The 23,407-nt window shown below is 55.9% G+C and carries 26 protein-coding genes; 14 read left to right on the top strand and 12 right to left on the bottom strand.

All coding sequences use genetic code 11. The features are described 5' to 3' along the window. Window positions 1-15 precede the first annotated feature (15 nt). The 9 genes from NMK_RS09970 to NMK_RS09930 form a co-directional block, all read right to left on the bottom strand. Complete coding sequence (locus NMK_RS09970; RefSeq protein WP_109015602.1) at window positions 16-789, bottom strand: hypothetical protein; 774 nt, start codon at window positions 787-789, stop codon at window positions 16-18. Window positions 790-829: 40 nt separating this feature from the next. Continuing rightward, on the bottom strand, window positions 830-1,240 hold the full coding sequence (locus NMK_RS09965; protein WP_181376232.1) for a disulfide isomerase DsbC N-terminal domain-containing protein: 411 nt from the start codon (window positions 1,238-1,240) through the stop codon (window positions 830-832). A 1-nt stretch (window position 1,241) separates the two neighbouring features. Further along, the gene (locus NMK_RS09960) at window positions 1,242-2,597 is read right to left on the bottom strand and encodes a TraB/VirB10 family protein (protein ID WP_109015600.1); all 1,356 of its coding nucleotides are present in this window, start codon (window positions 2,595-2,597) and stop codon (window positions 1,242-1,244) included. Then, a complete protein-coding gene (locus tag NMK_RS09955) occupies window positions 2,597-3,730 on the bottom strand; it encodes a TraK domain-containing protein (protein WP_109015599.1) in 1,134 nt (377 codons plus the stop codon). The genes NMK_RS09960 and NMK_RS09955 overlap by 1 nt, the downstream gene beginning before the upstream one ends. Window positions 3,731-3,742: 12 nt before the next feature. After that, window positions 3,743-4,342, bottom strand: coding sequence for a TraE/TraK family type IV conjugative transfer system protein (locus tag NMK_RS09950; protein WP_109015598.1), 600 nt, complete (start codon window positions 4,340-4,342; stop codon window positions 3,743-3,745). Between the two features lie 93 nt (window positions 4,343-4,435). Continuing rightward, the gene (locus NMK_RS09945) at window positions 4,436-4,699 is read right to left on the bottom strand and encodes a type IV conjugative transfer system protein TraL (protein ID WP_227871448.1); all 264 of its coding nucleotides are present in this window, start codon (window positions 4,697-4,699) and stop codon (window positions 4,436-4,438) included. 136 nt (window positions 4,700-4,835) lie between these two features. After that, window positions 4,836-5,138, bottom strand: a complete 303-nt coding sequence (gene traA, locus NMK_RS09940; RefSeq protein ID WP_109015596.1) for a TraA family conjugative transfer protein — start codon at window positions 5,136-5,138, stop codon at window positions 4,836-4,838. A 25-nt stretch (window positions 5,139-5,163) separates the two neighbouring features. Then, window positions 5,164-5,463: a TraA family conjugative transfer protein gene (traA, locus tag NMK_RS09935; RefSeq protein WP_109015595.1), complete on the bottom strand. Its 300-nt coding sequence runs from the start codon at window positions 5,461-5,463 to the stop codon at window positions 5,164-5,166. 116 nt (window positions 5,464-5,579) lie between these two features. Then, a complete protein-coding gene (locus NMK_RS09930; protein WP_109015594.1) occupies window positions 5,580-6,731 on the bottom strand; it encodes a hypothetical protein in 1,152 nt (383 codons plus the stop codon). 325 nt (window positions 6,732-7,056) lie between these two features. Between NMK_RS09930 and NMK_RS09925 the strand changes: the two genes are divergently transcribed. The 3 genes from NMK_RS09925 to NMK_RS09915 all read left to right on the top strand — a co-directional run bounded on the left by NMK_RS09925 (window position 7,057) and on the right by NMK_RS09915 (window position 11,782). Beyond that, window positions 7,057-9,924, top strand: coding sequence for a helicase C-terminal domain-containing protein (locus NMK_RS09925; protein WP_109015593.1), 2,868 nt, complete (start codon window positions 7,057-7,059; stop codon window positions 9,922-9,924). 47 nt (window positions 9,925-9,971) lie between these two features. Next, on the top strand, window positions 9,972-10,403 hold the full coding sequence (locus tag NMK_RS09920) for a hypothetical protein (protein WP_109015592.1): 432 nt from the start codon (window positions 9,972-9,974) through the stop codon (window positions 10,401-10,403). A gap of 89 nt (window positions 10,404-10,492) precedes the next feature. Then, entirely contained in the window at window positions 10,493-11,782 is a 1,290-nt protein-coding gene (locus tag NMK_RS09915; protein ID WP_109015591.1) for a Y-family DNA polymerase, read from the top strand. Window position 11,783: 1 nt separating this feature from the next. Here the strand turns inward: NMK_RS09915 and NMK_RS09910 are convergent, their stop codons facing one another. Together NMK_RS09910 and recD2 are read right to left on the bottom strand one after the other, a co-directional pair. Then, window positions 11,784-12,443, bottom strand: a complete 660-nt coding sequence (locus NMK_RS09910; RefSeq protein WP_109015590.1) for an SOS response-associated peptidase — start codon at window positions 12,441-12,443, stop codon at window positions 11,784-11,786. Window positions 12,444-12,541: 98 nt separating this feature from the next. Next, entirely contained in the window at window positions 12,542-14,893 is a 2,352-nt protein-coding gene (gene recD2, locus NMK_RS09905) for an SF1B family DNA helicase RecD2 (RefSeq protein WP_109015589.1), read from the bottom strand. 191 nt (window positions 14,894-15,084) lie between these two features. Here recD2 and NMK_RS09900 point away from each other — a divergent pair, with 191 nt between their 5' ends. The 11 genes from NMK_RS09900 to NMK_RS09850 all read left to right on the top strand — a co-directional run bounded on the left by NMK_RS09900 (window position 15,085) and on the right by NMK_RS09850 (window position 22,179). Then, on the top strand, window positions 15,085-15,483 hold the full coding sequence (locus NMK_RS09900; protein ID WP_109015588.1) for a hypothetical protein: 399 nt from the start codon (window positions 15,085-15,087) through the stop codon (window positions 15,481-15,483). An 8-nt stretch (window positions 15,484-15,491) separates the two neighbouring features. Continuing rightward, window positions 15,492-16,136 (top strand): thioredoxin domain-containing protein, encoded by a 645-nt coding sequence (locus NMK_RS09895; RefSeq protein WP_109015587.1) that lies wholly within the window; start codon window positions 15,492-15,494, stop codon window positions 16,134-16,136. A gap of 11 nt (window positions 16,137-16,147) precedes the next feature. Then, a complete protein-coding gene (locus NMK_RS09890) occupies window positions 16,148-16,663 on the top strand; it encodes a hypothetical protein (RefSeq protein WP_109015586.1) in 516 nt (171 codons plus the stop codon). Between the two features lie 48 nt (window positions 16,664-16,711). Then, window positions 16,712-17,077, top strand: coding sequence for a hypothetical protein (locus tag NMK_RS09885; protein WP_109015585.1), 366 nt, complete (start codon window positions 16,712-16,714; stop codon window positions 17,075-17,077). Window positions 17,078-17,211: 134 nt separating this feature from the next. After that, window positions 17,212-17,649, top strand: coding sequence for a lytic transglycosylase domain-containing protein (locus NMK_RS09880; protein ID WP_146187166.1), 438 nt, complete (start codon window positions 17,212-17,214; stop codon window positions 17,647-17,649). Further along, the gene (locus NMK_RS09875) at window positions 17,631-18,320 is read left to right on the top strand and encodes a hypothetical protein (RefSeq protein ID WP_146187165.1); all 690 of its coding nucleotides are present in this window, start codon (window positions 17,631-17,633) and stop codon (window positions 18,318-18,320) included. Before NMK_RS09880 ends, NMK_RS09875 begins: the two co-directional genes overlap by 19 nt. 21 nt (window positions 18,321-18,341) lie before the next feature. Then, a complete protein-coding gene (locus NMK_RS18960) occupies window positions 18,342-18,743 on the top strand; it encodes a MotA/TolQ/ExbB proton channel family protein (RefSeq protein WP_109015582.1) in 402 nt (133 codons plus the stop codon). 3 nt (window positions 18,744-18,746) lie between these two features. Then, the gene (locus NMK_RS09865; RefSeq protein WP_109015581.1) at window positions 18,747-19,127 is read left to right on the top strand and encodes an ExbD/TolR family protein; all 381 of its coding nucleotides are present in this window, start codon (window positions 18,747-18,749) and stop codon (window positions 19,125-19,127) included. A 2-nt stretch (window positions 19,128-19,129) separates the two neighbouring features. Next, window positions 19,130-19,681, top strand: a complete 552-nt coding sequence (locus NMK_RS09860) for a hypothetical protein (protein WP_109015580.1) — start codon at window positions 19,130-19,132, stop codon at window positions 19,679-19,681. Beyond that, window positions 19,681-20,232 carry a hypothetical protein gene (locus NMK_RS09855; RefSeq protein WP_146187164.1) on the top strand — a complete coding sequence of 184 codons (552 nt, stop codon included), beginning with the start codon at window positions 19,681-19,683 and terminating at the stop codon, window positions 20,230-20,232. The genes NMK_RS09860 and NMK_RS09855 overlap by 1 nt, the downstream gene beginning before the upstream one ends. A 12-nt stretch (window positions 20,233-20,244) precedes the next feature. Then, window positions 20,245-22,179: a hypothetical protein gene (locus NMK_RS09850; protein ID WP_109015578.1), complete on the top strand. Its 1,935-nt coding sequence runs from the start codon at window positions 20,245-20,247 to the stop codon at window positions 22,177-22,179. Window positions 22,180-22,277: 98 nt separating this feature from the next. On the opposite strand, the gene NMK_RS09845 is transcribed toward NMK_RS09850, so the two are convergent. Then, entirely contained in the window at window positions 22,278-23,396 is a 1,119-nt protein-coding gene (locus NMK_RS09845; protein ID WP_109015577.1) for a DUF7146 domain-containing protein, read from the bottom strand. Window positions 23,397-23,407: the final 11 nt, after the last annotated feature.

The raw sequence follows: 23,407 nt of genomic DNA, 5'->3' as shown, positions 1-23,407 counted from the left end.
CCTCGAATGAATCAATTAGTCGGCGAGATTGATTGCAGGAGCAGTCACCGTTCCCGTGGGTGCAGGGGTTGCGGCCGAGCCCGGGAGCGGCGCTTGACCGCCCGCACCGGGCTGAGCATTCGTCGGTTGAGGCTTACCCATGGAGGACGCAGCGGCAGACAAATTCGATAGCGCAGCTTTATCCTTGTCCTGGGCGGACAGTTGAGCGGCTTGCTTGGCATCCTTCTTGGCTTGAGCCTGTGCGGGCGCCTTGCCATCGGTCTGAACAATCTTTCCAGCCGGACGGTCACCCGGCATTGCCGGGCGCATCAAAGCTTCACCGCCAGAATTGGCGCTGTAATCACGGGTCGTGCCATAGCTCCAGCGGCCAGGCGTCGAGAACCAGGTGTGATGGCCATCATGCAGGTTGCCTTCGGCATCGACGAAAGCAGGCACCCATGCCTGATAAACGTGCGGCTGCTCGAAGACCGGCTCACCAGAACTGTTCCGATAGGGCTCAGGCGCACCCGGCATTGCCCCGGCAAGCGGTACCGCAGGCTTGTTCTGCTGCATGGCGGGCGACACGAGGCGACCCTTGTCATCGAGAAGTACGGAAATCTTGCCGCCGGCGCCGTGCTTCGCCCCATCCATCGACTCTTGCATGCTTGCACAAGCGGTGGCGGACTCAGGTTTTTCGTTAGGGTCCAGCGGGCAGCGATAGCCAAGGCTGGTGCAGGCGGAAAGGCTGGCGGATGCAGCCACTGCAAGGGCTACCGAATAGAGACGGGTGCGCAGGTGAGACTTGTTCATAATACGTTTCCTAAAGTGAGTTGCGTATAGCGTCGAAAGCCTATTTTTGAAACAGAGTTGGCTTCGATTGCAGCGGCGGCGGGGTGTAATCCGATGGGCGCGCTACTCCTGGAATTGGCTCGGATGGATATTGAGAGCGAGCTTCAATAGCGCTATCGATATCTTCGCTAAGGTCCGCTGGTGACCCCACATGGGTGTCAAGTGCGAGCGCGAGCAGGAAATACCGGCCGGTAGCATCCGTGTATGCCACGGTGCCTCGCTGCAACATCACGCGCACCATGCCGCAGACTTGTGACGGCGCTGCGCCGGCGAAAGCGGTCCCCGGCAAACGAGCGCGCAGGCGGTGAAAGGCAACCTGAGCTTCTTCCGGGGACAGAATGTGGCACTCAGGCGCCCGCGCCATGATTGCGGGCGGAGTAGCGAGTGCCTCGGGAGGTAATGCCGCAGGCATCTTAGTTAACCTCCCGCTCGACGCGAATGGTCTTGCTCGGCTTGTTCTTGTAGTTGCCCGTAGTCTCAAACTTGAGCGCCTTGGACTTCGTGAACAGCACGGAAATCTTGCGACCGGCATCGACCGCAATCACCGGCATAGTGGCTTCAGCCTGCTTCAGGTAAAACTGAGCCAGCGTGTTGGCCGCCGTGTTGGCGCCCTTGTAGCCGGCAGAAGCCATCGCATCGCCACCAGAAATGGTCTGGGTCGCACCAAATACGGAGTTGGTAACTACGCCCTGCGCCGTACCGAATGCCGAAGCCATACCTTGGGCGAAACCGGCCAGCAATGAGCGAGCGAGTTTCGCGCCCTGGCGGTCTTGCAGGGTGCCGCGAATACCGTTCTTGCCGTCGGAGTCAATCAGATTCCCCTCGACTTCTTCCGAGAGAACCAGCTTGTTGTTAGCGTCTACGCAAGTCAGCGTCGCGAGGCGACCGTACACGCGTTCAGAGCTCATGTCGCCCCACACAGAAGCCAACACGTGACAACCCTTAATCTGGTACTTCGCAGCGTTAGGCAGCACCGCGTTTTCGTCGATGCGAACAACGACAGGTTGCGGTTGCGATTGCGCCGTACCCCCGGTAAAGGCTTCAACACCCGAAATCATGGTCGCGGACGAAAAGCTACCGGCGGGCAGGAACCCCATCCGGTCATTGGGCACCATGTCTTCCTGCACCTTGTCCTTTTCCGCAGCAGCAGCAGCCTGCTCTTCCACGGTAGGACCGGGAATGAAGGAACGCGCCGGCATCACGGCGGGCGTGGTTACGCGAGGAGCGTCGAACGGGCCATTACTGAAGGTGGCTCCAGCCGCTTGTGAGGGCTGGGCTGCTTGAGCAGGCTGAATGCTTTTCGGCGGCTCAGGCGGCGGAGGCAGGTTGAATTCAACCTTGGACGGCGCACTGCTCTGTTGCGTGGAAGGGGCAGCCTTTACTTGCTGCACTTCTTGACGCAAAGCTTCCATTCGAGCCAACAGCTCCTTCTGCGCCGCAGTGGAGTCGGCCAGGCTTTGCTTCAGCGCCTGCATTTCAGCGCCGGTCTGAGCCTTCCAGTCTTTTTGAGCCGACAAACCCTTGGGCGTGGTGTCGATGGAGACGGAATCATCGGCAAGCTTTTTGGGCTTCACCGGCTGATTGGATGACGACATCCAGCCACCGAGTACTGAAATTGAAATCGCACCGACACCCAGGACAATCATCCAACGCTTACGGACATCCTTGGTCATGCCATCCAGCATGGCCTTGGCGTTAATAGCCTTAGGTGCCTTCCCGCCAGAGATTGAAATCTGCTTGTCGGCCGAGGAGTAGTTTTGGTCGGCCATTATTGGGCCTCCGTCGGCGTTTGTTCGAGGATGTAGAGGATGGCCGGAGCCTTAGCCGTGATGGTGTCGCGGTCCAGTGCAAGAGCGCGTACGTTGGCACTACGGAACAGGCCAGGATTGATGGCCACCGGAGCATCGCCATGCGGGCGCACCTGCATCAGGTGAGCACGGAGCGGGCCACCATTCGACCAGGTTGCCATGGGCACCACATCGAAGAGGTCATAACGCACCGGGCTACCCACGGGCTCTGCTTCATAGCCGCCGGGAATATCGCCACGTGCGAAGCGGGCCAGCAATGCAACATCCTGCTCAGTGGCTTCCATGCCACCGGTTGCCGCAGTCTTGGCCTGAGCCTTAGCTTCTGCCAGTCGGCTATCAGACACACCATCTTCAGCGCCTTCGATGCGAACCACAGCGCCGGGGCCACGCGACGGAGCGAGGTTGAGCGTTACCATGCGGCCGGAATGCAGGTGGACGAGCATCTGGACCAAACCTTGGGCACCAGCGCGCAGCTGGAGAAGCATCATCTTGCGACCATTCAGGAATACCGGCTTGCACGGGTCCTGAGGACCTACATCCTTGCCACAGTCAGGCAAAGGCGCGCCTTCCTGGAAATAAACACCTTCCACAGGCTCCGGAAACACAAAGCGATTCAGTTGGGAGTCCGAAACCGGCGTACCAACAACACCTGCGAACGGGTCATCAACAGTTACAGCCTTCTTAGTCTCAACCTCCTCGCCATCCAGGACATGCTTGGTGGGCTTTTTGGTCTTCGCCTTTACAGCACCAACAACTTTGGGTGCGGACGGCTTCAAATCGGAAACCGGAGGTTTCTCCGGGGCGGCAGGCAGGACTACGTCAATAAGGTCTTGCTGCGGCGTTAAGGTCGCGGCAGGCTTTGCGGACGACACGGAGTCCGGCGGCATAACGTTCGTTTGAGCGTTTTGCGGTGCACTTTGCACCGGCGTAGGCGCAACCATTTGGGGAGCCGGTGCCTTAGCAGCGGAGACCGGGGCGGCGGCAACGCCCGGGGGCGGCGCAGGAGGCAATACAATATTGCCGGCGTCAGCCGCAGCGAGCGTCGGAATGACCGTCAAAAGGGCAAGCAAAAGATGGGATGGCTTGGTTCGCATGTGTATCACCTATTAATTTTTCGACGCAGGCGCAGGTGCTGCATTGGCGTTAGGCTGAGAAACGCCAGCGACTAGCAGCAGGCCATTACCACTATTGGTGTAGTCCAGCTGGTAAATTGCCGGGCCACGGAATACTTCACGACCACCCGCTGAACGCACCAAAATTCCATGTGCAACGACCGAAGGGCCCTTAACAAAGGTACGGGTGATGAAAAAGGATTGTGTTAACCCTTCCTCGCGATGTTGCTTAGCTTCGTTGAGCAGGCTTTGACGCTGGCCGTCAACCAGGGATGGCTCCAGCCGAACAATGAACTGACCGTATTGCTCGTCAATATTGTCTGGGGTCCAGTTCAGCAGGGAGAACAGGTCGCCCTTGGCTACGCTGGTCAGGTAGTCAGGTGAAAAGGGTTCACCTAGGCTGAGAGTGATAGGCTTTTTGGCGTTCGAAAGCCCCTGTGGGATGAGAATCACCGATTGGTGGCTTGCCATCCAGCCGAGGGCAAAGACGGCGAACAGGAGCATTCCCATCAAAACCAGCGACAGCGATTTCCAGGCTTGAACGCTTTTGAAGGCGTTAAGAATAACGTCAGGGTAAGGAGTCTTAAAGCTCATAGGTAAAATCCGGTAAAATGCCCGCAGACGCAGGCCACTCAAGATTAACTAACGACTAGTATATCATTAAATAATAGAAATCGCAAGCAAGAGCTACTCGATAAACTCGTTATCCCAGGAACGTAGCTTCATTCGAGCAAGCGCGCGGTCGATGTTGACGCCCATATACCACAGCCAATGCTGGGCAGCGCCTCGTTTTGCGCCTTGACGCAATTTCGTTGCAATCATTAAGGTAACCGCGCCGCCGATAGCGCCGAATGCGAACATATGCAAGGCCACGCCCATGCCGAACACAGACATCCCCGCAATGAAATCCACGGGTTCCCAGAACATGATAGGAACCGGGTTATCCGCCATCAGTGGAATTTTTCGGAGAGAATTTTCATTACGTTGACCGCTCATCTGTCACCTCAATAGGATTCACTTAGTAAACAAAAACGCCGCCACAAAGGCGGCGCTATTTGTGCAGGGCTAGCCCCTTGGACGTCTCTGACTAAATCAGAGCACCCTCGGTGAGCTGGGTGATGATGCCGGGGCCCCAGTTGAGGAACGCGGCGCCAGCAACACCCGACAGCGCAGGCATAGGGCTGTTTTTGGCAACACCCATGCCAGCACCCATCAACATCATGGTGATGGCAAGACCAGTGCCCAACGGACCTTTTGCCCAGCCCACCACGGTGTCACGGAAGTTTTGGAAAGTAGGGTCAACAGTGCCGGTCGTATTGGCCATCGCGCCGACAGATGCCAGCATGGTCGACAGCGCAACGCTGGCACGTGCAAGAATTTTCTTATTCATGGGTTCTCCTAGAGCAAACTGCCGCTTAAATCAGCGCGCCTTCAGTGAGTTGGGTGATGATGCCGGGGCCCCAGTTAAGGAATGCAGCACCGGCGACGCCAGACAGCGCAGGCATCGGGCTATTACGGGCCACGCCCATACCGGCACCCATCAACATCATTGTGATTGCGAGACCAGTGCCCAGCGGACCCTTAGCCCAGCCCACCACGGTGTCGCGGAAGTTTTGGAAAGTTGGGTCAACAGTGCCAGTCGTATTTGCCATGGCAACAGCCGACATGGACATGGAGGCCAGGGCGACGCCGGCGCGAGCAAAAATGTTCTTCATATGTAAATCCTTAAGTTCAGGTTAGTTAACAAGTTGGTCTGTGCGGAAGTTCGCGGCAGCGCCTGGGTTAGTATAGGAAGCGCCTCTCATTTCACACAAAATTTCGAATTGTCAAGTTAAGATTTTTCAGCTGGTGCTGCGGCGGGGCCTTTCCCACCTCTCAACTTGCGGAACAACACAAAGGCCAGGGCGAAAATTCCCCCTACAACCAGCAATCCGCCAGAGAACCCGCCGGAATCCTTTTGCTGGACCGTCGGCGCATCCTTTAGTGGTTGTTGCACGGCCATGACTGGAGTCATAGGTGCCACAGTTTGCTTGGGTTCAGCCACCTTCTTTGGCGCATTGGCCGGTGGAGGATTCCCTGTTGGCCGCGTTACCGCAGGATGTTTCGCGAGATAGTCGTCGATGCGCGTCACCAGCGCCGTATCCGAAGCCGTCACTTGGGTTTGATACAGAGTGAGCCCTTCTTTGAGCTGCACCATGAGGTTGTACCAGGAGGTGCGTAACTCGTAGGTCGGCATGAAATTAACAACTGGGCCGATTTTGGAAATCGCAAGCTTTACTTCCTCCACCATGCGGTTGATATTGGGCTTGGCTTGCGCCGCAACCTCCTCGCGGAATTGCTTGATTTCCCGCGTCGACTCAAGGTAAAACTGATACTGCTGCCAAGGGTCGGTTGAAAGCAGGTGTTGCTGCTTATCCGTCTGGGCGAGCCAATTATCCAAAGCGTCCTGCTGACGCCCACGAGCTTGCGCCGCCACGCCGATGGCGTCCGTGAAATACTTGCTGATGACGGCGCGGGCATGGTCCGCCATATCGGCCGACTTGCCCGGCAACAGCAGTCGGGATTCCTGCTCACTCGGAAGGTCGAGGTAAAGCGCAGAAAACGGCAACGAATCCCTGAATCGCAATGGGTATGGATGCATATCTGCACCTAGCACCCACGGCGCTCCAGTATCCTCACTGTCGGCAGTGCTTGCAGCGCCCGCAGCAGGCATGGCGGTAGGCTGAGTTGCAGTTGGCGCCGCTCCCGATGCAGCCTGGTTGGCTTCCTGGGTGGTTGGCGCGGTCAGCAACGGGTTTGGATGGATGGTCGGCGCAGTGACAAAAGGCGCTGGTGCGGACGGGGCCGGAGTCGGCGCGACATCTTGACCGAAGCTGATGGCGGGAATGAATAGCCCAGCGGCAAGCAGCGGCATGGCAACCTTGCGCGCGGGCGAACATACCAACTCTTGGATGGACAATTGAATGTCTCGCTTCAACATCATGTTTACCTGTCTGTTAAGTTGATGGGTATTGCTAAGTAAGCCGAACGTATAGTTCACAAATTTAAAAGACGGTAAACGAGGTTCGATTGAGGAGCTTTGGAGTGCGTTAAGCCTCTCAAATTTGCTATACAAAAAACCGGCTAAGAGGACTTGACGCAGCTAAATCATGCTGCTATTTTTATTAACAAAACAATGTATATTTGTAGAGTTATATTGGTTTAAAAAAGAGTTTTAACGCGGGCGCGTGGCGTCCCGAGTGGCATTGTGCAGATTGACAAAACATGCATTTAATGGCATATTAGCCGGACTTACGAGAAAGCCTGTCATGAGCGCACTAGCCAAACCCGAATACTCTCCCGTTTCCATGCCGCTCCCCACGGTGGCAAAGATATTCCATGCCCTCCAGGGGGTTCATGGACTGTCGCCTCGAAGCTCTCAGTTGCGCCTGGCCGAGATTGTTCGGTCCACACTGGCCACGGGCGGGATTTGCTGTGTTGAAGCGCCGACTGGAACCGGTAAGACGCTTGGCTACCTTGCTGGTGCGCTCGACCAGTACGCGCATGCCGGTGAACAGTTTCCTGTTGTGGTGGCGACGGCTACTGTTGGACTGCAAGAACAGATTATTCGCGACGACATTCCACGCCTGGCTGCCATAGGGGCGATTGACCCCAATCGTGTTGCCATCGCCAAGGGCCGGGGCCGGTATTTCTGCCCGCGTAATGCTCAGGCGCTCGAAGACAAGAAAATGCAGGATGGGCAGGAAGATATGTTCCAGCCGGACAAGCATGTGTCCGACGGGGGCACCGTCATCGCGCTGGATATGCTGAAGTCCTGGCGCGAAAAGAGCTGGGATGGCGACCAGGACACATGGGAAGGTGAGCTGCCGAAGTGCTGGGCGTCTTCCTGTGCCGCCAGCAGCGATACCTGCGTCAATCGCGCTTGCGAATACTTCTCCAACTGCCCTTACATGGAGTCACGCGCTAGACTGGGTAAGGCGCAACTCATCATCGCAAACCACGACATGGTGCTGGCGGACCTGGCGCAACGGGCGGAAGAACAGACGACGACTGCCCTCCCCCCGAAAAAATACGCCTTGATTTTCGATGAAGCGCACAACCTTCCCGAGAAGGCTGTGAATACCAAGCGCGCCACCGCCAATATCTCGGATACCGACTGGCTGCGTGAACTGGAAAGCTACAGCGACCGTATCTATTCGCTACCGACAACCGCCAAGGCGATGAAGAAAGGGACCGAGTTTCCTGCCGACATCTTCACGGTCGGGGCAGCCACCTTGCTCGCCGATATGGAGCGCTGGGTTAAGCACATCACCGATTCCGTGAAATTCAGCCTGAGTGGCGATTACAGCTGGGGACTCAAGGAACCGGAAACCGATTTGCTTGGCGGCGTCCGCATCATGAGCGGCCAGGCGTTTAGCCTCCTTGCCGCGCTCAAAACCATGTCCAAGGTACTCGCAGATACGGCTGAAGAAGCTGTGGGCCACGAGAAGACGTTTGCTGTGCGGATGCTCGGTGAAACCCACAAGTATCATCGCAAGGCGAAAGAACTTCATAACGGCCTGATGCTGTTTTTTACCGGTGAGCGCTTGGTTCGTTGGGTGACCCGGACGAAATCGAACAGCCTCTCCCTGCATACACAGCCACTCGAGGGCCGGGAGGTGCTGGACCAGTTGCTTTGGCCTCTGGAGTTCCCTGTTGCCATGGTATCGGCAACGCTGCAAATCGCAGGCTCTTTCGACCGCTTCAAGAATAAATGCGGGTTGCCTGGCCACGCCATCACCGAGGCGCTGCCGCCAGTGTTCGACTACAGTCGAGGCGTCCTGCACCAGCCTAAGATGGACCTGATGCCGGGCGAGGAAGGCTTCGAGTCAGAGCTCGTCGAGAAGATTCCAAGGCTTTATCGCGCCAACGTGGCGCCGGGCATGCTTATTTTGTTCACTTCCCGTGAATCCATGCGCCGGGTTGTACGTGCTCTGCCTTCGGAAGTGCGTGAACGCTGCCTGACTCCGGACCATATGGCTATCCCTGAGCTGGTGGCACTGCATAAATCACGTATCAATAACGGTGAGCGCTCGATTCTGGTCGGATTGGATACGATGGCGGAGGGGTTGGATTTGCCGGGGATGTACTGCGGCCATGTTGTGATTACGCGGCTGCCTTTCGCGGTCCCCGGCGACCCGGTCGAGGAAGCCCGGCGGGAATATCTCGGCGCGGCTTGGTTTGAACAGGCCTATCTCGCGGATATGTTGACCTCCCTAATTCAAGCGACAGGCCGATTGATTCGACGCGAGTCTGACCACGGGGTCATCACGGTGCTGGATAAGCGCTTACACGGCAAGAAGTACTCAACCACTGCAATTTCAGCCTTGCCGGCCTTTACCAAGGCCGCAAGCCTCCAGACCTACCATGATATGGTGGAGGCTCGTAAGCTCGACAAGACTCATGGGCAAGCAGCTTATCTAGCGGCCAAACAGGCTGCGGAGAAGCCAGTGCAGCATGAAAAGCCAGCGCCCGTTTTGAAGCTGGTATCGGACCAGCCCGCTGCGGCCATTACGCCGGCACCCGTCGTGCAGGACGTGGACCCGTTGAAGGCCCTGATAGAACTGGCTCAACAGCCGAGTGAAATGGGATGGCCGGTCAATGATGATAGCTATTCCTCGGTGTATGACCTGATTGCCGCCATCATGCCTCCGGTAAAAGGCCCGTTTGCTGACCATGACCCGGCCTATTTGGCCTGTGATAAGCCGGCATTGGGCCTCGATGTACCTGCCCATGTATGGGTCGACCGCATGATGCCAGAGGCTATTGTTCTTGGACTTTTGTTTAGCAACCAGCCCTTCAATACCGCCGCACTACCCTGGAAACAAGTGTTGCGTTTGCGTCCGGATGTACTGCAATTTGCTGAAATCCTGCGGAGCCATCTGGATGGCCGGGAGGATTCTCGGAAGGCATTGGTTAGCGAAGAGGCCTGCGTCAAGCACCTCAAGAAATCCATTGTACGGCTGGGCGACATGAATACAGAGGTGCTCTTGGCCGAACTGGAAGCCATTGAGGCTGAAGCATGGGACATTTTATCGGCCGGCTACAAGCTGCCTCGAAAGGATTTGCTTAATGCGATGCCTGATGCGGCTGTTCAGCTTGCGCTCAAATGGAAGAAACCGAGTAAAGTCCGTTAGCCCGCCTATACAAAACGCCACTTTCGGCATTTCATAGGAGGCTCAATTTGAAGCTTAACCTGATGGCTGGCACCCTACTGCTGTTGTTGGCAGGGGTTGCCAGCGCCCAAGAACCTTTCCCAAATGCGGGACAATTCGGCATGGCGCCACCTAGTCAAGAAGCCCCATTGGCGCAAGACCAACGACTTGCGCTGGTGAAGCCGATTCTGTTGCAAGTGAATCAGGCCAAGATTACGGTCTTGCAAAAAACCTCTGCCTGCATCTCGGCAGCCTACACGCCGGCACAATTGAAACAATGTCGCGAGCAAGAGCGACAAGGTAACGAGCAAATCTATCAACTGCTGGAAATGCAGCGTGAACAGCGCGAGCGGCTCGGCGGTCCTGTTGGAATTGTTCCACCGCAACAACCGATGGTTGGCCAGGGTTTTAATACCCAGGGTGGCCCCATGGGACCTAACGGCATGCCAATGCGACGTTAACCCGCAACTGCGGCTGCTTCGGCAGCCGTTTCTTTTTCATCCAATCGATTTCAGGCATACTGTACGCTCGTACAGTCCAAGTTAGAGTTATGTCTGAATCCTCTGCCCTGCCCCCAGTTTTTGCGCTGGTGGACGCCAATAATTTCTACGCCTCCTGCGAAACCGTCTTCAACCCAAAGCTGCGAGGCCGGCCGGTCATTGTCTTGAGCAATAACGATGGCTGCGCTATTGCCCGGTCTGCCGAGGCGAAGGCGCTCGGTATCAAGATGGGAGACCCTTACTTCAAAATTGAGAAGGAGTTTCGAAAGGCCGGAGGAGTAGCGTTATCTTCTAACTTCGCCTTGTACGCTGATATGTCCAATCGCGTGATGTCCCTCCTGAGCGAGTTCAGCGCGAGGCAAGAAGTTTATAGCATCGATGAGTGCTTCCTCGGCATGGAAGGGCATCGTGAGCTGACCTCCATCGGCCTAGCCATACGGAGTCGCATCTTAACTGCCACCGGGTTACCGGTTTGCGTAGGCTTCGCCCCCACTAAAACCCTTTCCAAGCTCGCCAACCATGTGGCAAAGAAGCAACCTGACTGGAATGGCGTTTGCGATTTAACGGCACTTTCAGCCTCAGACCAGGACGCGCTGGTGGGTGGACTGGATGTTGCGGAGGTATGGGGCGTCGGCAGGCGATTGGCTTCGGCACTTCATGACATGCGCATCACCACCGTAAGGCAGCTTCGAGATGCTAACCCAAAGCAAATCCGGAGCCGCTTTAGCGTCGTGCTCGAGCGCACGGTCCTCGAATTGCGCGGCATTTCTTGTCTTGCGCTGGAGGAAGTGGTGCCTCCCCGGCAACAAATCGTAGTATCAAGAAGCTTTGGCGCCCCGGTCTATGACCTCCCCGACCTCGAACAGGCGGTGGGCACCTTTGCTGCACGTGCCGCCGAGAAGTTGCGCGGGCAGTCTCTGGCAGCAGGCGCTGTCCGGGTGTTTATCCATACCAGCCCCTTTCGAACGCAAGAGCCGCAATATGGGAAGAGCGTGACGCTCCCCTTTCATGCCGCCTGTGATGACACCCTGCGCATAACGGGCGCCTCTCTTGCTGGCCTCAAGCACATCTACCAACCAGGGTATGCATTCTCCAAGGCAGGCGTCATGCTGGACGCGCTCATCGCCCGGGATAAGGTGCCTGTCGATTTGTTTGAAATGGTCGATGGCTCAAAATCCCAGGAACTCATGCGAGTGCTGGATAGCGTGAATTCAAAGTTCGGGAAAGGCTCAATTGCGACTGGAGCTGCCTGTGGCGCTCCTGGCGCGTGGACCATGCGGCAATCCAACAAGTCCCCGGCGTACACGACGCAATGGGATGAGTTGCCTAAGGCCCGGTGAGTTATCTGGCCGGGGACGCGACGGCTTCAAGCAGGTCTGATGGGTACTGCTGAAGGAATGCCCTGCTTTCATCTGCCGGGGCGGTCAGCCAGGCGTCGTACTGGTTTTCAGGCAAGATAACAATCATGCGTTTTTCATCGCCGGGCTTATGGAAGTTGCGCATGAACGGGTGGTCATCTGCGTTGACGGTAAGCATGGTAAAGCTATGCAATGTCGCGCCATCCGGTTGCTTCCACATCGCCCACAAACCAGCTATCCCGATAGGCGCACCATCCTTGCGCGTAATCCTGGTGGGCACCGCTTTGCCACTGCGCCAGTCAGGCTCAAAGAAGCCGGTTGCAGGAATGATGCAGTGCCGGCCAAGACGCCAGGCATCGCGAAAGCTTGGTTTCTCGGCAACCGTCTCCGACCTGGCGTTATAGGTTCTCCGCGCAATGGTCGCGTCCTTGCTCCAATGCGGGATGAGCCCAAAGCTCCCTTGCATCAACTCGCGAGGTGGCACCGCCTCATCCCCGACATCCGCATGTTCATGGCGGCGGATGAATGGGCCGACATACCCAGGCCAAAGACTAGGCTTCATGCCAGGCGCAAGCGACTCCTCAACGCCGAAGTATTCGCGGAGTACTGTATGGTCAAGCACCGGGTCGTAGTGGGAGCACATGCTGTGAGCCTAGCGCAACACCAGGCAAATTGCGAGTCGTGCGCCAACAAAAGAACAAGCACCAGGGAGGAATTCCTGGTGCTTGGTATTACAGCGGGTTAAAACGGTAGCGATTCATCGAATGTATCGGACAGCATTGCTGCTGCGATACGGTCCGTTGGCTTCGCTCCAATGGAGGGGAAGCTGGCCTTCAACTTACTCACCAGAGACGTGCGGCGGCTACCTTCAGGCGGCTCACCACGACGCACTGCGCCGGAGACGGTGTTCAGTGAACCGAACAACATCACCTTCTTGCTTCCGCGTGTTACTGCGGTATAAACCAGATTGCGGCGAAGCATGAAGCTCGCTGCACGGTCTAAAGCAATCAGGACGTAAGGCGCTTCTGCTCCTTGGCTCTTGTGTACCGTAATGGCATACGCGAGCTTCAGGTTGGTCGACTCCTGTGCCGTCATTTTCAACGGCTCCGGTCGGTCGGCCAGCGAGAGTAGGACGCTCCCCTTGTCGGACGAAATGTCATCAATCCAGCCGATGTCCCCATTGACGATGCCAAGCTCGCGGTTATTCTTACCCTGAATAACGCGGTCATTGACACGGATGTCGCCGGAGTCTCGACGCAACTTCTGCATCGACCCAGGTGTTTCCGGATTCAGTAACGCCTGCACTGCCTTATTAAGCGCGGTGCAGCCAGCGTCACCCTTATGGGTGGGCGCCAGTACCTGAATATCATCCGGATTCACGCCAGAAGCAATCAGCTCACGCATAGCCTCCAGCAAGTCCTGCGCCGGCGTTTCGGTCTCAACCATGACAAACTGCCCGTCATCGGTTGTTTCCGGCATATGCCCAGTGTTGATGACTTTTGCTGCCGTCACAATACCGGAGCCAGCACCCTGTCGAAACACGCGCGTCAGTCGGGTGACCGGCACGATGTCCGCCAGAATGATGTCTCGCAGCACTTGGCCAGGGCCGACGCTCGGAAGCTGGTCGACGTCGCCCACAATGATGATGCGGCAGTGATTAGCTGCTGCACACAGTACCGCGGCCGTCAATTCGGTATCCATCATGGATGCCTCATCGATGACCAGGTAATGCGATGCCAAAGGGCAATCCTCATTGAAGGCTGCACGCTGCTTACCACCAAATCCAATCGCTGAATGCGCAGTCTGCGCAAGACGACCAGTGGACTCGGTAATACGCTTAGCGGCTTTACCCGTCGGCGCAATCAACGTGCCCTTGTACCCGGCAGCATCCAACGCAGCAAGAACGACTTTCAGGACAAAGCTTTTGCCGCAACCAGGGCCGCCTGTAATGACGGAAACCGGGTTCGACAAAACCATGCCTACGGCTGCATGTTGCTCAGGAGCCAGGGTGGCGCCCAGCTTGGTAGCGAACTCCTCCACACGTGCTGCCAGGTCAGGACGAGGCTTGGCGTTGAACTGCGCAAGCCGGCGAGCAATCGTCCGTTCTGCCTCAACCAACGGGGCATACCAGACTACCACTTCACCCTTGTCGTCTGCGAACTCAACCAATTCCTTGGAGAACTCACAGTCTTTACCCTGAGCATCCACGAACGACCCTTTAATCATGTCGTCGAGGATGTTTTCCAGCACGTTGGCCGGAACAGCAGGAGGAACGCCAGGGGCCAGCTTGCGACGGCCATTTTCGATGACTGATTCATTGACCAACGGCATCGTGCGGTCAACCAACAGCTTGCGGCGCACACCTACATCACCGTTCGACGTCGCATCGCGCATGCCTGTAGCCAATGCTGCACGCAGGCGCAACGGGTCAGTCTTGGAAATGAGGCCAACCTTCATGGCAATCTTGTCAGCGGTCAGGAAAGAAACACCGTCAACCTCAAGAATGAGGTCATACGGACGCTTCTCCACCTCCTCGATAACACGACTACCATAGATGTTGATGAGCGTTTCCGCCATCGCTTCGGACAACCCATAACCCAGCAACGGCGACATCAAGTCAGCAGCCGGCTTGATTTTGGGCCACCACGCCAGGATGGTATCCACCTTAGGCGTGTTACGCGTCCCCACCAGGTCGATGAGCGTATCCCGTTTGCAATGGTCGAGAAGCTCCTCGAGGTCGAGGCCTTCTTCCTTGACGCCTTGCACCAGCATGCTCACCACGATTTCACCAACAGCCGCGGTACCCGAGCCCTTGCCACGGAGGGCAAACACCAGATAGCGGCCAAGCGCTTCAGGGGACGGCATGCGGATGGAGACAGCGGACTCAATCTTAAACGTCGGCCCGTAGGTCAACGCCTTATCCGAGGTCCGGTCCCATTCGCCAGCAGCCTTATAGCAATGGCCAACCTGCGCATTGAACTTGCCGGCGACACTGTCACCCTTGGTCGTGCGTGCAATGTGAAACCCGTCTTTGGAAAACCGGATATCAGCCAGCTGGAAAACCAGCTCTTCCTTCGTTGTTGTTGCTGTCATGATTTGATTTCCTTCCGTTATAAATATTTATGCCCAGCTTCAGGCGAGATATGGACCTAAGTCCGTATAGCTCGCGCTTGCATAGTTAACTTGTAATATTTGTTAACAACTGAATGCCGGTGATGTTGCGAAATATATCATTCTACGATATACTATGCAATAATCATTCCTCAAGTTCTGACTGGAAATATATGCAAATCAAGGAACTTTTATTCGGTGTTCCCATTTTGTTTTTCATCATCTGGATTTTTGCGGCACCGGTACCCCAAGACCGCATTTCTCGCGCCTGTGAGCCGATTAACTGGGTCGGCAACGTAGCCACCTCCACCACGGCGCTGTCCGCTGAGAGCCATACAGCCACCACTGCTCGCTGGAGTGACAAGCTCGATTACAGCTGCCAATTCCTTATCTGGCGCCTCTTCTACCAGGCCGATTACAACAAGGCTATTGCCGCCGGCCTCATCAAGCCTGCGCCGTCAATGCAATCCATCGCAATCTATAAGCCTGTAGAGCAAGCCGCGCCCGCGGACGAACATAACCACCCCGGCAATCCTGGCTCACTCGCTCAGCCGCTGCCTGTTAAGCAATAGGAGGCCGCATGCGAATCAAGCTGATTTCATCCTTGGTTGGACTGGCACTGCTGCCCCTGACTGCAATGGCGGACATGCCTACGCCCGGAGTCGCAGCTGGCCCAACAGATACGGTGCTGGTGGAAATCATTAACTTCCACTGCCCGCGCTGCCATGCCGTGAATGACCAGTTCGACACGATTGCTCAGGCCGCCAAAGAGGCCAAGATTCCTTTACGTGTGGCCCCGGCCGCATGGGAGGGCCAATCCTTATGGCCGGACCGGTTCTACTACGCCGTTCGTGACCTCTTCCCTGGCGCCGAAAATATCGTGCGTGATGCCTTGTTTGATGGCATCCAGCGCGAGGGGCAGAATTTTGAAGAGCTCCCGCAGATTATCTCCTTCCTGGAGCGCCGCCAGCTCCCGCAACGCATTAAGCAGACGGTACCCAAGTTTGACTTGCTGGCCGTCGCCGACCGCGCGGCATCCGATATCACCCTGGTTTCTGAGGTCAAGGTAGGCCGTCTGGTTGATATGTCCGGCGCGACTGAAGTTCCTGTATTCGCTTGGGTACACGACGGAAAAATCAAGCAACTGATTTCCCCCGCAGATGCTTCCGAACCCGGTCCGCTAGTGCAAAAAGTTCTGCACAAACTCAACGAATCAACCAAATAACAGGAGTCCCCATGCGATTCTCTACCCTGCTTAGCACCCTTGCCTTGGTTGGATTCAGCCAATGCGCGCTGGCGGCCCTGACGCCGCAACCTGTCCCACCACAAAACCCGCTTGATGCCGCGGCGGTGCGCTTGTCGGCGGACACCTATGCTCACTCAGAAGTGCGAGAAGTATCTCCATCGGCCGCTGAAGAGTTGCTAAAGTCAACGGCCGGTCCCAACTGGCATGTTCTCGAGGTCCGTGCGCCAGGGTGTATCAAGCCAACTGATAAAGCGCATCGCAAGGAATGCGCTGAAATTTCGAAGCAGTGCGATAACGCTACACAATTAGCTAACAAATTTCATACCGAAATTACGTGTTCTGCCCTATACCACGAGACGACCGTCGTAGTGACAACCGTGCCGACCCCCAATAAGGGTCCCCACGCGATTAAGAAGCATCACCGCGGAAGCAAGCACAAGGTTGCCCACAAGGCGTCCGAGCGCAGCCCAGGTACTAAAAACGGGAAGCGAAATAACTGTGATTAATCCCTGAATGTTCGATTCGGGTTTTGTTAAATTAATGGAGTGTAGAAAATGACTATTAACACCTTTGTGTTGTCCGGTGAAGTTAAGCGTATCGACGTCAATAACAAGCCCGCCAAGAAAGGCCCGGCTGCGGTAGCATGGATTCAATACGGCCCGTCCCGTCAACGTACCGAGCAATCGGTCCAGTTCGTGAACGTGGCGCTGGTTCGCATTCCCCCTTATGTGTATGAGAAGTGCAAGGACCACCTGAAGGTCGGCTGCCTTGCCGACGTTACCGGCCACGTCCAGGGCGTGCTCAAGCATATCGTTACCGAAGGGTTTGTCACCAACGAACTGGTTGCTGACCGTTTCCAGGTGGTTGATGCTGACGAACTGGAAGAAGAACAACCGTCTGGCCTCGGCATCGACGAATAACCGTCGGCCAGCTTGACGCAAAAAGCCCAGTGCCAAATGGCATGGGCTTTTTGTTTTATGGAACGCAAGCTGCTTAAAATTGACAAAACAACTATAAATCGGTATACTGTCCTTAAATTTATGAGATAACAGCTGTGTTTTGGGTATCTGCTGAACTCCCCCCTGAAATTCCGACCACTTGCGTCATGCGTGCGGCACAGCATTATTCAGTGCCCGTAGCTGCGCTGCTATCCATTCTGAAGCAGGAGGGTGGTGAGGTTGGTAAGGCGTATGTCCGAAGCACGGGGACCTACTTCGGTCCATTCCAGATTTCAGACACGTGGACTGGGCACTTCCAAAAGTGGGGTATCTCATCTTCTAAGCTTCAGCATGATGCTTGTGCGAATGCGGTTGCAGGCGCCTATGTGCTGGCTTATTACAAGGCTCGTGAGCCTGACTGGTATCGAGCCATTGCGCGGTACAACGTCGGCTCGCTAAACACGCCTCAGCGGCGTGACGCAGGCTTCAGATACGCCAGCAAGGTGATGCACCACTGGTGGGGGATTTACGAGAAATGGAATCATCCGACTTGATGCTTGGAAAGCTCAACCTGAATTGCCCTTCCCCGCGCGCCAGAGCGTTCTTGGCGGGCGGCTTGGCTGCATCCCTGCTTCTCTATGCTTTATTGCACACCTTCAAGTCGACAGGGGAGCAAGCTCCGCCCAGCCTGAGCACCATGCGATTCTCCGTTGCAGTGCTCCAAGGTCCAAAGCAGGCAGCCCAGGAGGCTCCTGCCAACGTCGACAAAACCGCGCCTGATGTGGTGGCTGAGCCCCCGAAGGAGCGCGTGAACAAAGTAGTCTCCGCAGAGCGTGAGACCAGTTTGCCAAAAGCGGTTGCCGCTGCCCAGGACACGACTGTAGGACCCGAGGCCGCCAAGCCGGATGAAGTTATTCCTCCAGCTCAAGTCTCCATGCCGGGAGGCAAGCTGATGGCACAGGATGCTTCCGTAGGCGAACAGCCCGACCCCTTCGCCGTTGGCCCGCGACAGGTGTACATCCGAATTTATGTTGATGCCAATGGCAATGCAAAGCGTGGCGGGATTGTTCGCCAAGGTGCCGAGCCCATGCGTGACGCCCTCATCCTGAAGGCCATGATGTCCCGCAGCTACAGCATCGACAAGCTCATGAAGGCGCCGGGCGAAGAGCAGATGTGGCAACTCGACCTGGTTATCGACTATGGCACTAACGAATTTCTACCCTGATTCACTGACACTGGAGTTCATATGATTGGCAATATCATTCAGTACACCCTTTACGCAATTTTCTGGCTCACCGTGACACTGGCAGTTGGTGGCGGCTTCATTGCTGCAGCGGCACGCAAGGCGCGCAATCCGGCCATTGTTGACCCCTGGTTGGCCGGTCTGGCCTTGATTGCAGCCACTTCCCCCTATGTGGGCCTGTTCGGCACCGTATGGCACATCATCCAGGCATTGTCCGGGATTGGTTCTGGCAATTTAAATGTGGCCGCAATTGCGCACCCGATTGGGGAAGCCTTATATGCCACTTTATGGGGCCTGGGCTGTGCTATCCCGGCATTGATTGCTCATCGCGTCATTCTGATGGTCTTGCCTGAGGAGCCTGTAGCCGTGGCCCCGGAAGAAGCCGCTTCGTCCACCCAGGAGTAAGTGATGACCAAGGCTCAACAGCGCCGCGCTGCGGCTGAAATCAATATTATCCCGCTTCTCGATGTGCTGCTGGTGCTGGTAGCCGTGCTACTGCTGCTCACGCCGTTCATGGCGAAGTCGATTGGAGTGGATTTGCCGGCAACCTCGGCAGGCGCGGTCATGACCCAGGACACCTCGGTGACGCTCGAAATTCATTCTGATGGGTCGGTGTGGTCCGACGGTCTGCGCGTAGTCGATTGGACGAAGCTATACGCAAAGATGAGGGGCGCCACTACGGCAAAAGTGTTTGCGGACAAGGCAGCAACGTTCGCGGCTGTTGCCGGTGTCATGGATAAGTTGGCGTCAAACGACATCCACAACATTCAATTCGCCGTCAAGGACTAACAATGCAGGCTACCGATAAACAAGCATTCAACCCAAGTCTCCGTAAGTTCGGAGACTATCTATCTGCGCGAAACTTCATTATTGAAGCTCGTGAAGGATTCTTTTTTGCAATTCGTGCGCATTTGCGCCCAGACGAGCGTTCCGACGCCAAGAATCTTTCCGACCCGCTGTGGGATTCTCCGGCGCGCAAAATTGCGGATGAAGACTGGATTGCCAATCCTGCCCGTGGTTACCTGACAATTCGCGAGAACCTGGCTAGCGGCCGGTCATTCCGGCTGTCCATTCTGCAGATGGGTAAGGTCCTGCGTGTGGGCGTTCGCGTCCCAAAGACGCTGGCGCTGATGCAGAGCCAGGTGGGCGCCCGTATTTCTTCAACCTTCCCCGGCCAGCAACCAATTCAGATGCAAATGTCGACCGGCGAGGTGCTGTTTGACTGGAATTTTGATGTTCCTGACTTGTACGACTCTGCGCTCACGATGGAGACCGCAATTTATCAGGTCGGGCACTTGTTCGAGAACGCGCTGCAAACCATTTTGACTCAAAAACAGGATTAATGATGAAACACCTTCTTGCTGCCCTTCTTCTGGCGTCGCTTTCTGGCACTGTTCTGGCGGATGATGCTGCCAAACCTGTCGGGCTGGGCCAGGATTCGGCTAAAGAGCCTCCGATGCTGAAGAATCTCAAGCTCACGGACCCGCTTGTGCAGCAGAAGTACCTGAATGAGCCGGACATGCTGCGCTTTTTGCGCGCCACCTACTCCGAAGCTTGCGCACGGGGAACGCTCACCAAGGCTGTGACCATGGTGAAGCTGGACCGCCAGGGTAAGTACACGCAGGTTCAGAAGGACGCCGCTAAGAATCTATCGGATAGTCAGCGCATCTGGAAGATGTCTTCCTATGAAATGGAAGCCCTGTTTGGCCCGGGCTACCTTAAGTCGGCGAACTACTGTGATTGCATGATGAAGGAAGTCGCTGACACCGACCTGGTCAACCCCAAGAAGGGGCTGGAAGTTATCGAGAAGCTGCCTTCAAGCACCCAGAAGACCTGCGAACGCTTGGCGCAGGAAAAAACCGAGCGCCAGGTTGCCAACCAGAAAAAAGATTAACCGGAGAAAGTGATGAAGTTCGGATTTTCAATTGTTGCTTTGGCGTTGATGGGGCTTTCAGCACAAGCCCTTGCCGACCGTCCGCCAGTGTCCAACGGGGTGATTTCCAACCCGACGTTGAACGCCAATCAAGCGGTGGCTAAGGCTCAGGCCGTAGGCGCTATCACATCCTTCATGAGTAAGGGTGCGGAGGAGTGCGACGCCAATGGCAAGAACTGCCACAGCGCGTTCGGCGCCAACGATATGCCGGACTACAACGGGCTGCAAGTTCAAGCCCAGACGGCCGCGGGCACTCAGAGCTTCAACTTCCTCGATAAGGATGGTAACTCCTCCAGCTACTCGGCGCAGACGGGTATCCTGGCCGTGGCCTGCGGCAACACGCGTAGCCAGGTAATCGCCGGCGTAGCGGTCAAGGTCTCAAATTGTCAGGTGTCGGATACCGGTGACGCGCAAATCACCTTCAAGGTTTGCACGGCCCCTGCCCGCGGCCTGCCGGTAAGCCAGCCGGATAACGCAGTTGATTGTTCAAGCGACCCCACGGCCTCGAACTACAAGCCGCCCGCAGGCAAGGTCTGCCGTGTTGCAGCGTGTGATTCGGAACCTGAAAACAGCTTGAACGGCTGGAGCACGGAAACCACGGTGAGCTGGCAAGCCAGCATGCCAAGCAATGCGACGGCGGACCAAAAAGCACGTAACGGCCTGGCAATGGTGTTCTACCCCTCGCTGTCTGGCGGCATTACGCCTGATTTCAAGGCGGATTCGGACAATATGACGGCGCTTAAGATTGTTCAGAGCTTCGTCAACAACAACACGCACAAGACTGCGGTCGGCTTCCGTATTGCCTATCGCCACAAGACCACGGTCACGAAGGACATGATGACCGCTGGTGCCGGTTCAGTGCCGAATCCGCAAGACCACACGAACCAGTGGGCTTCAATTCAGAAGCTGCAAGCCAATCCGCTGATTCCTCAGTATCAAGCCAAGTATGGTGCGAACGGCAGCGAATGTTTGCAGCAAATTGGCCACGGCATTGCGACCGACGGCAAGATTACGGTGTGTGACCAGACATACAGCAATGAGAGCGGCATCCATCCGTTGGCCAAGACCGCCCAGGTCGCTGCAGAAGGCCAAGATTGCGGCACGACAGAGGTTTGCGTGCAGAAGGTGGTTAACACCAACACCTGGACGCAGACTTGCAGCTCGGACGTCCCACTGTCGATGCGTAATTGCACCACCAAGACGGACTACACGCTGAATGACATTACGTCCGCGCGCACCAAGCCGACGGAAATCTGTACTGAGCAGCGTACGACCGCAACCTATTCTTGCGCGACAACGGCCGTGCCGCAGTTGTGTCAGCAGAAAGCCATCATTAATCAGGGTGGTCTGGACCTAAACGTTACTTCTGGCGACACTAGTATTTCTGTGATTGGTCAGCCAGACCCCTATACGGTCCAATTCAGAGTGGGGGCTATCGGTGACAACTATTGGAGCACCGGGTACTACCATCGTGAGTTTACGATTGACATCCAGGATGTGGCGACGGTAAAGCAATTCCTGATGTATTACGTTGGGTACGATGACCTGATGGCGGTGTCCATTAATGGTCATTGGTTGTGGGCGGATTACGGAGGCGGCTCCTACAACCCGACCTATGACACCTGGGGCCAGTGGATGACTCAAAATGTGTGTTCCTGGCAAATGAGCGGCCTTACCTGCAGCCCAGTCACCTCATGGCAGTCTTACTGGGAGCGTAACGTGAGCTGGCGTGCCTCTACCAACATCAACTTCGTGCCTTATCTCGTGAATGGCCGGAACTACCTGCGTATCGATACTGGTGTGGGTGGCGGCGGTGAAATGTGGGCGTACTTCCAAGTCTCTGCCTGGACGATGGCGTGCAACTACACCGTCAATGACGCTTGCGCTCCATACGAAGCTGCTAAGTAGTAAATTTCTGAAAAAATAAAAGCCGGGGATTATTCCTCGGCTTTTTTGTTTTGTAGACCAATAAAAAGCTCCAACCGGATGGCTGGAGCTAGTGAGTATTACAGATTGACCAGAACGTCGTTCCAGTCCATGCCTTCAACCTCAGGCATCTTGATATCGACTTCGATTTCAGGATGCTCAAGCGCCATACGTTCCTTGAATTCAGCAGCAGCCGAAAACCCGGTACCGTTTGGGTCGTTATCCGCGAAGATAACGATTTTACGCAGGGTACCCAACATTGAATCTGGAATCACAAAGTTACGAATGTTGCGCTCAGAGTAGGTTGCCCATACTGGAATTTTCCCCAGCTCAGGCCAATACCGCCCCATCGCCAGCTGACGAACCGAATGCGCAGTTTCCTTGCCTTCAGCCAATCCAAGTGTGTCTGCGCCGGTAGCGTCGTACAAGCGCATTGCTGCACCTGCCGCGCCTATCGTGCGGGAGAGCTTCTTGGCCTTGCGGACCGGAGCCTTCTCTTTCTTATCCTTGGATAACCAGGTGCGATGAACCGCCACCGGGTTGCCTTGAGCATCTCGCATCATAGCCAGAATTGCGGGGTAGCTACCAGTTTTAACCAGTATCTCCTCACTATTTGGGTCAGCCGGATTCTTTTTCACGTATTCGTAATAGCCCAGACTCGCAATAAAACGCTCATCCTGCATATCCACCAACACGCGAGCATGCAATCCCCGGCCCAGGTAATAAGGCACTTGCTTGATGTCCAACGGCTTGCCCGCTTCCCATAAATTGAGAAGATTGGCCAGAATCTTTTTGTTCTGTTCTTCGTCGTCTTCATCCGAATACACCTTGATAGGAGCTGGCGTTACCGTTTCCTGGTAGGAGGACCCGTTGAGCCACTCATCCACCCGAATCAGGGTTTCATTGAATGTCCAGCCAGTGGCCTTCATCAACACAGCGAACCCATCAGGATAGACCCCGCAGGAGCACATTGCGACCCCTACTTCACGCGTATTTCCCTTACCTGGCTTGGCTTGCTTAATGAATCGAAAATCTTCCTTACCCCCATGAAAAGGACACGTCACGTGCGTTCCAATCTTCTGTAACGCATTATTGAAGTATCCCGGCACCAGCGACGGCAGGATATCCAGCCATTTGCCGTGCGCCTGGTCGCGGACCTTGTCGGCCTCGACCCGCTTCTTATAGGTTTTCGTACTCATTTTGTTGCCTC

It is taken from the genome of Novimethylophilus kurashikiensis, from assembly GCF_003112435.1.
In the GTDB taxonomy this organism is placed as follows: domain Bacteria; phylum Pseudomonadota; class Gammaproteobacteria; order Burkholderiales; family Methylophilaceae; genus Novimethylophilus; species Novimethylophilus kurashikiensis.
Note: the sequence above shows the minus strand (reverse complement) of the source record. Positions and strands in the feature narration are given on the sequence as shown.

Excerpts from the sequence above, each read along its gene's own strand:
- NMK_RS09970 (WP_109015602.1), bottom strand. The coding sequence starts at position 789 with ATGAACAAGTCTCACCTGCGCACCCGTCTCTATTCGGTAGCCCTTGCA.
- NMK_RS09965 (WP_181376232.1), bottom strand. The coding sequence starts at position 1,240 with ATGCCTGCGGCATTACCTCCCGAGGCACTCGCTACTCCGCCCGCAATC.
- NMK_RS09960 (WP_109015600.1), bottom strand. The coding sequence starts at position 2,597 with ATGGCCGACCAAAACTACTCCTCGGCCGACAAGCAGATTTCAATCTCT.
- NMK_RS09955 (WP_109015599.1), bottom strand. The coding sequence starts at position 3,730 with ATGCGAACCAAGCCATCCCATCTTTTGCTTGCCCTTTTGACGGTCATT.
- NMK_RS09950 (WP_109015598.1), bottom strand. The coding sequence starts at position 4,342 with ATGAGCTTTAAGACTCCTTACCCTGACGTTATTCTTAACGCCTTCAAA.
- NMK_RS09945 (WP_227871448.1), bottom strand. The coding sequence starts at position 4,699 with ATGGCGGATAACCCGGTTCCTATCATGTTCTGGGAACCCGTGGATTTC.
- traA (WP_109015596.1), bottom strand. The coding sequence starts at position 5,138 with ATGAATAAGAAAATTCTTGCACGTGCCAGCGTTGCGCTGTCGACCATG.
- traA (WP_109015595.1), bottom strand. The coding sequence starts at position 5,463 with ATGAAGAACATTTTTGCTCGCGCCGGCGTCGCCCTGGCCTCCATGTCC.
- NMK_RS09930 (WP_109015594.1), bottom strand. The coding sequence starts at position 6,731 with ATGATGTTGAAGCGAGACATTCAATTGTCCATCCAAGAGTTGGTATGT.
- NMK_RS09925 (WP_109015593.1), top strand. The coding sequence starts at position 7,057 with ATGAGCGCACTAGCCAAACCCGAATACTCTCCCGTTTCCATGCCGCTC.
- NMK_RS09915 (WP_109015591.1), top strand. The coding sequence starts at position 10,493 with ATGTCTGAATCCTCTGCCCTGCCCCCAGTTTTTGCGCTGGTGGACGCC.
- NMK_RS09910 (WP_109015590.1), bottom strand. The coding sequence starts at position 12,443 with ATGTGCTCCCACTACGACCCGGTGCTTGACCATACAGTACTCCGCGAA.
- recD2 (WP_109015589.1), bottom strand. The coding sequence starts at position 14,893 with ATGACAGCAACAACAACGAAGGAAGAGCTGGTTTTCCAGCTGGCTGAT.
- NMK_RS09900 (WP_109015588.1), top strand. The coding sequence starts at position 15,085 with ATGCAAATCAAGGAACTTTTATTCGGTGTTCCCATTTTGTTTTTCATC.
- NMK_RS09895 (WP_109015587.1), top strand. The coding sequence starts at position 15,492 with ATGCGAATCAAGCTGATTTCATCCTTGGTTGGACTGGCACTGCTGCCC.
- NMK_RS09890 (WP_109015586.1), top strand. The coding sequence starts at position 16,148 with ATGCGATTCTCTACCCTGCTTAGCACCCTTGCCTTGGTTGGATTCAGC.
- NMK_RS09885 (WP_109015585.1), top strand. The coding sequence starts at position 16,712 with ATGACTATTAACACCTTTGTGTTGTCCGGTGAAGTTAAGCGTATCGAC.
- NMK_RS09875 (WP_146187165.1), top strand. The coding sequence starts at position 17,631 with ATGGAATCATCCGACTTGATGCTTGGAAAGCTCAACCTGAATTGCCCT.
- NMK_RS18960 (WP_109015582.1), top strand. The coding sequence starts at position 18,342 with ATGATTGGCAATATCATTCAGTACACCCTTTACGCAATTTTCTGGCTC.
- NMK_RS09865 (WP_109015581.1), top strand. The coding sequence starts at position 18,747 with ATGACCAAGGCTCAACAGCGCCGCGCTGCGGCTGAAATCAATATTATC.
- NMK_RS09860 (WP_109015580.1), top strand. The coding sequence starts at position 19,130 with ATGCAGGCTACCGATAAACAAGCATTCAACCCAAGTCTCCGTAAGTTC.
- NMK_RS09855 (WP_146187164.1), top strand. The coding sequence starts at position 19,681 with ATGATGAAACACCTTCTTGCTGCCCTTCTTCTGGCGTCGCTTTCTGGC.
- NMK_RS09850 (WP_109015578.1), top strand. The coding sequence starts at position 20,245 with ATGAAGTTCGGATTTTCAATTGTTGCTTTGGCGTTGATGGGGCTTTCA.
- NMK_RS09845 (WP_109015577.1), bottom strand. The coding sequence starts at position 23,396 with ATGAGTACGAAAACCTATAAGAAGCGGGTCGAGGCCGACAAGGTCCGC.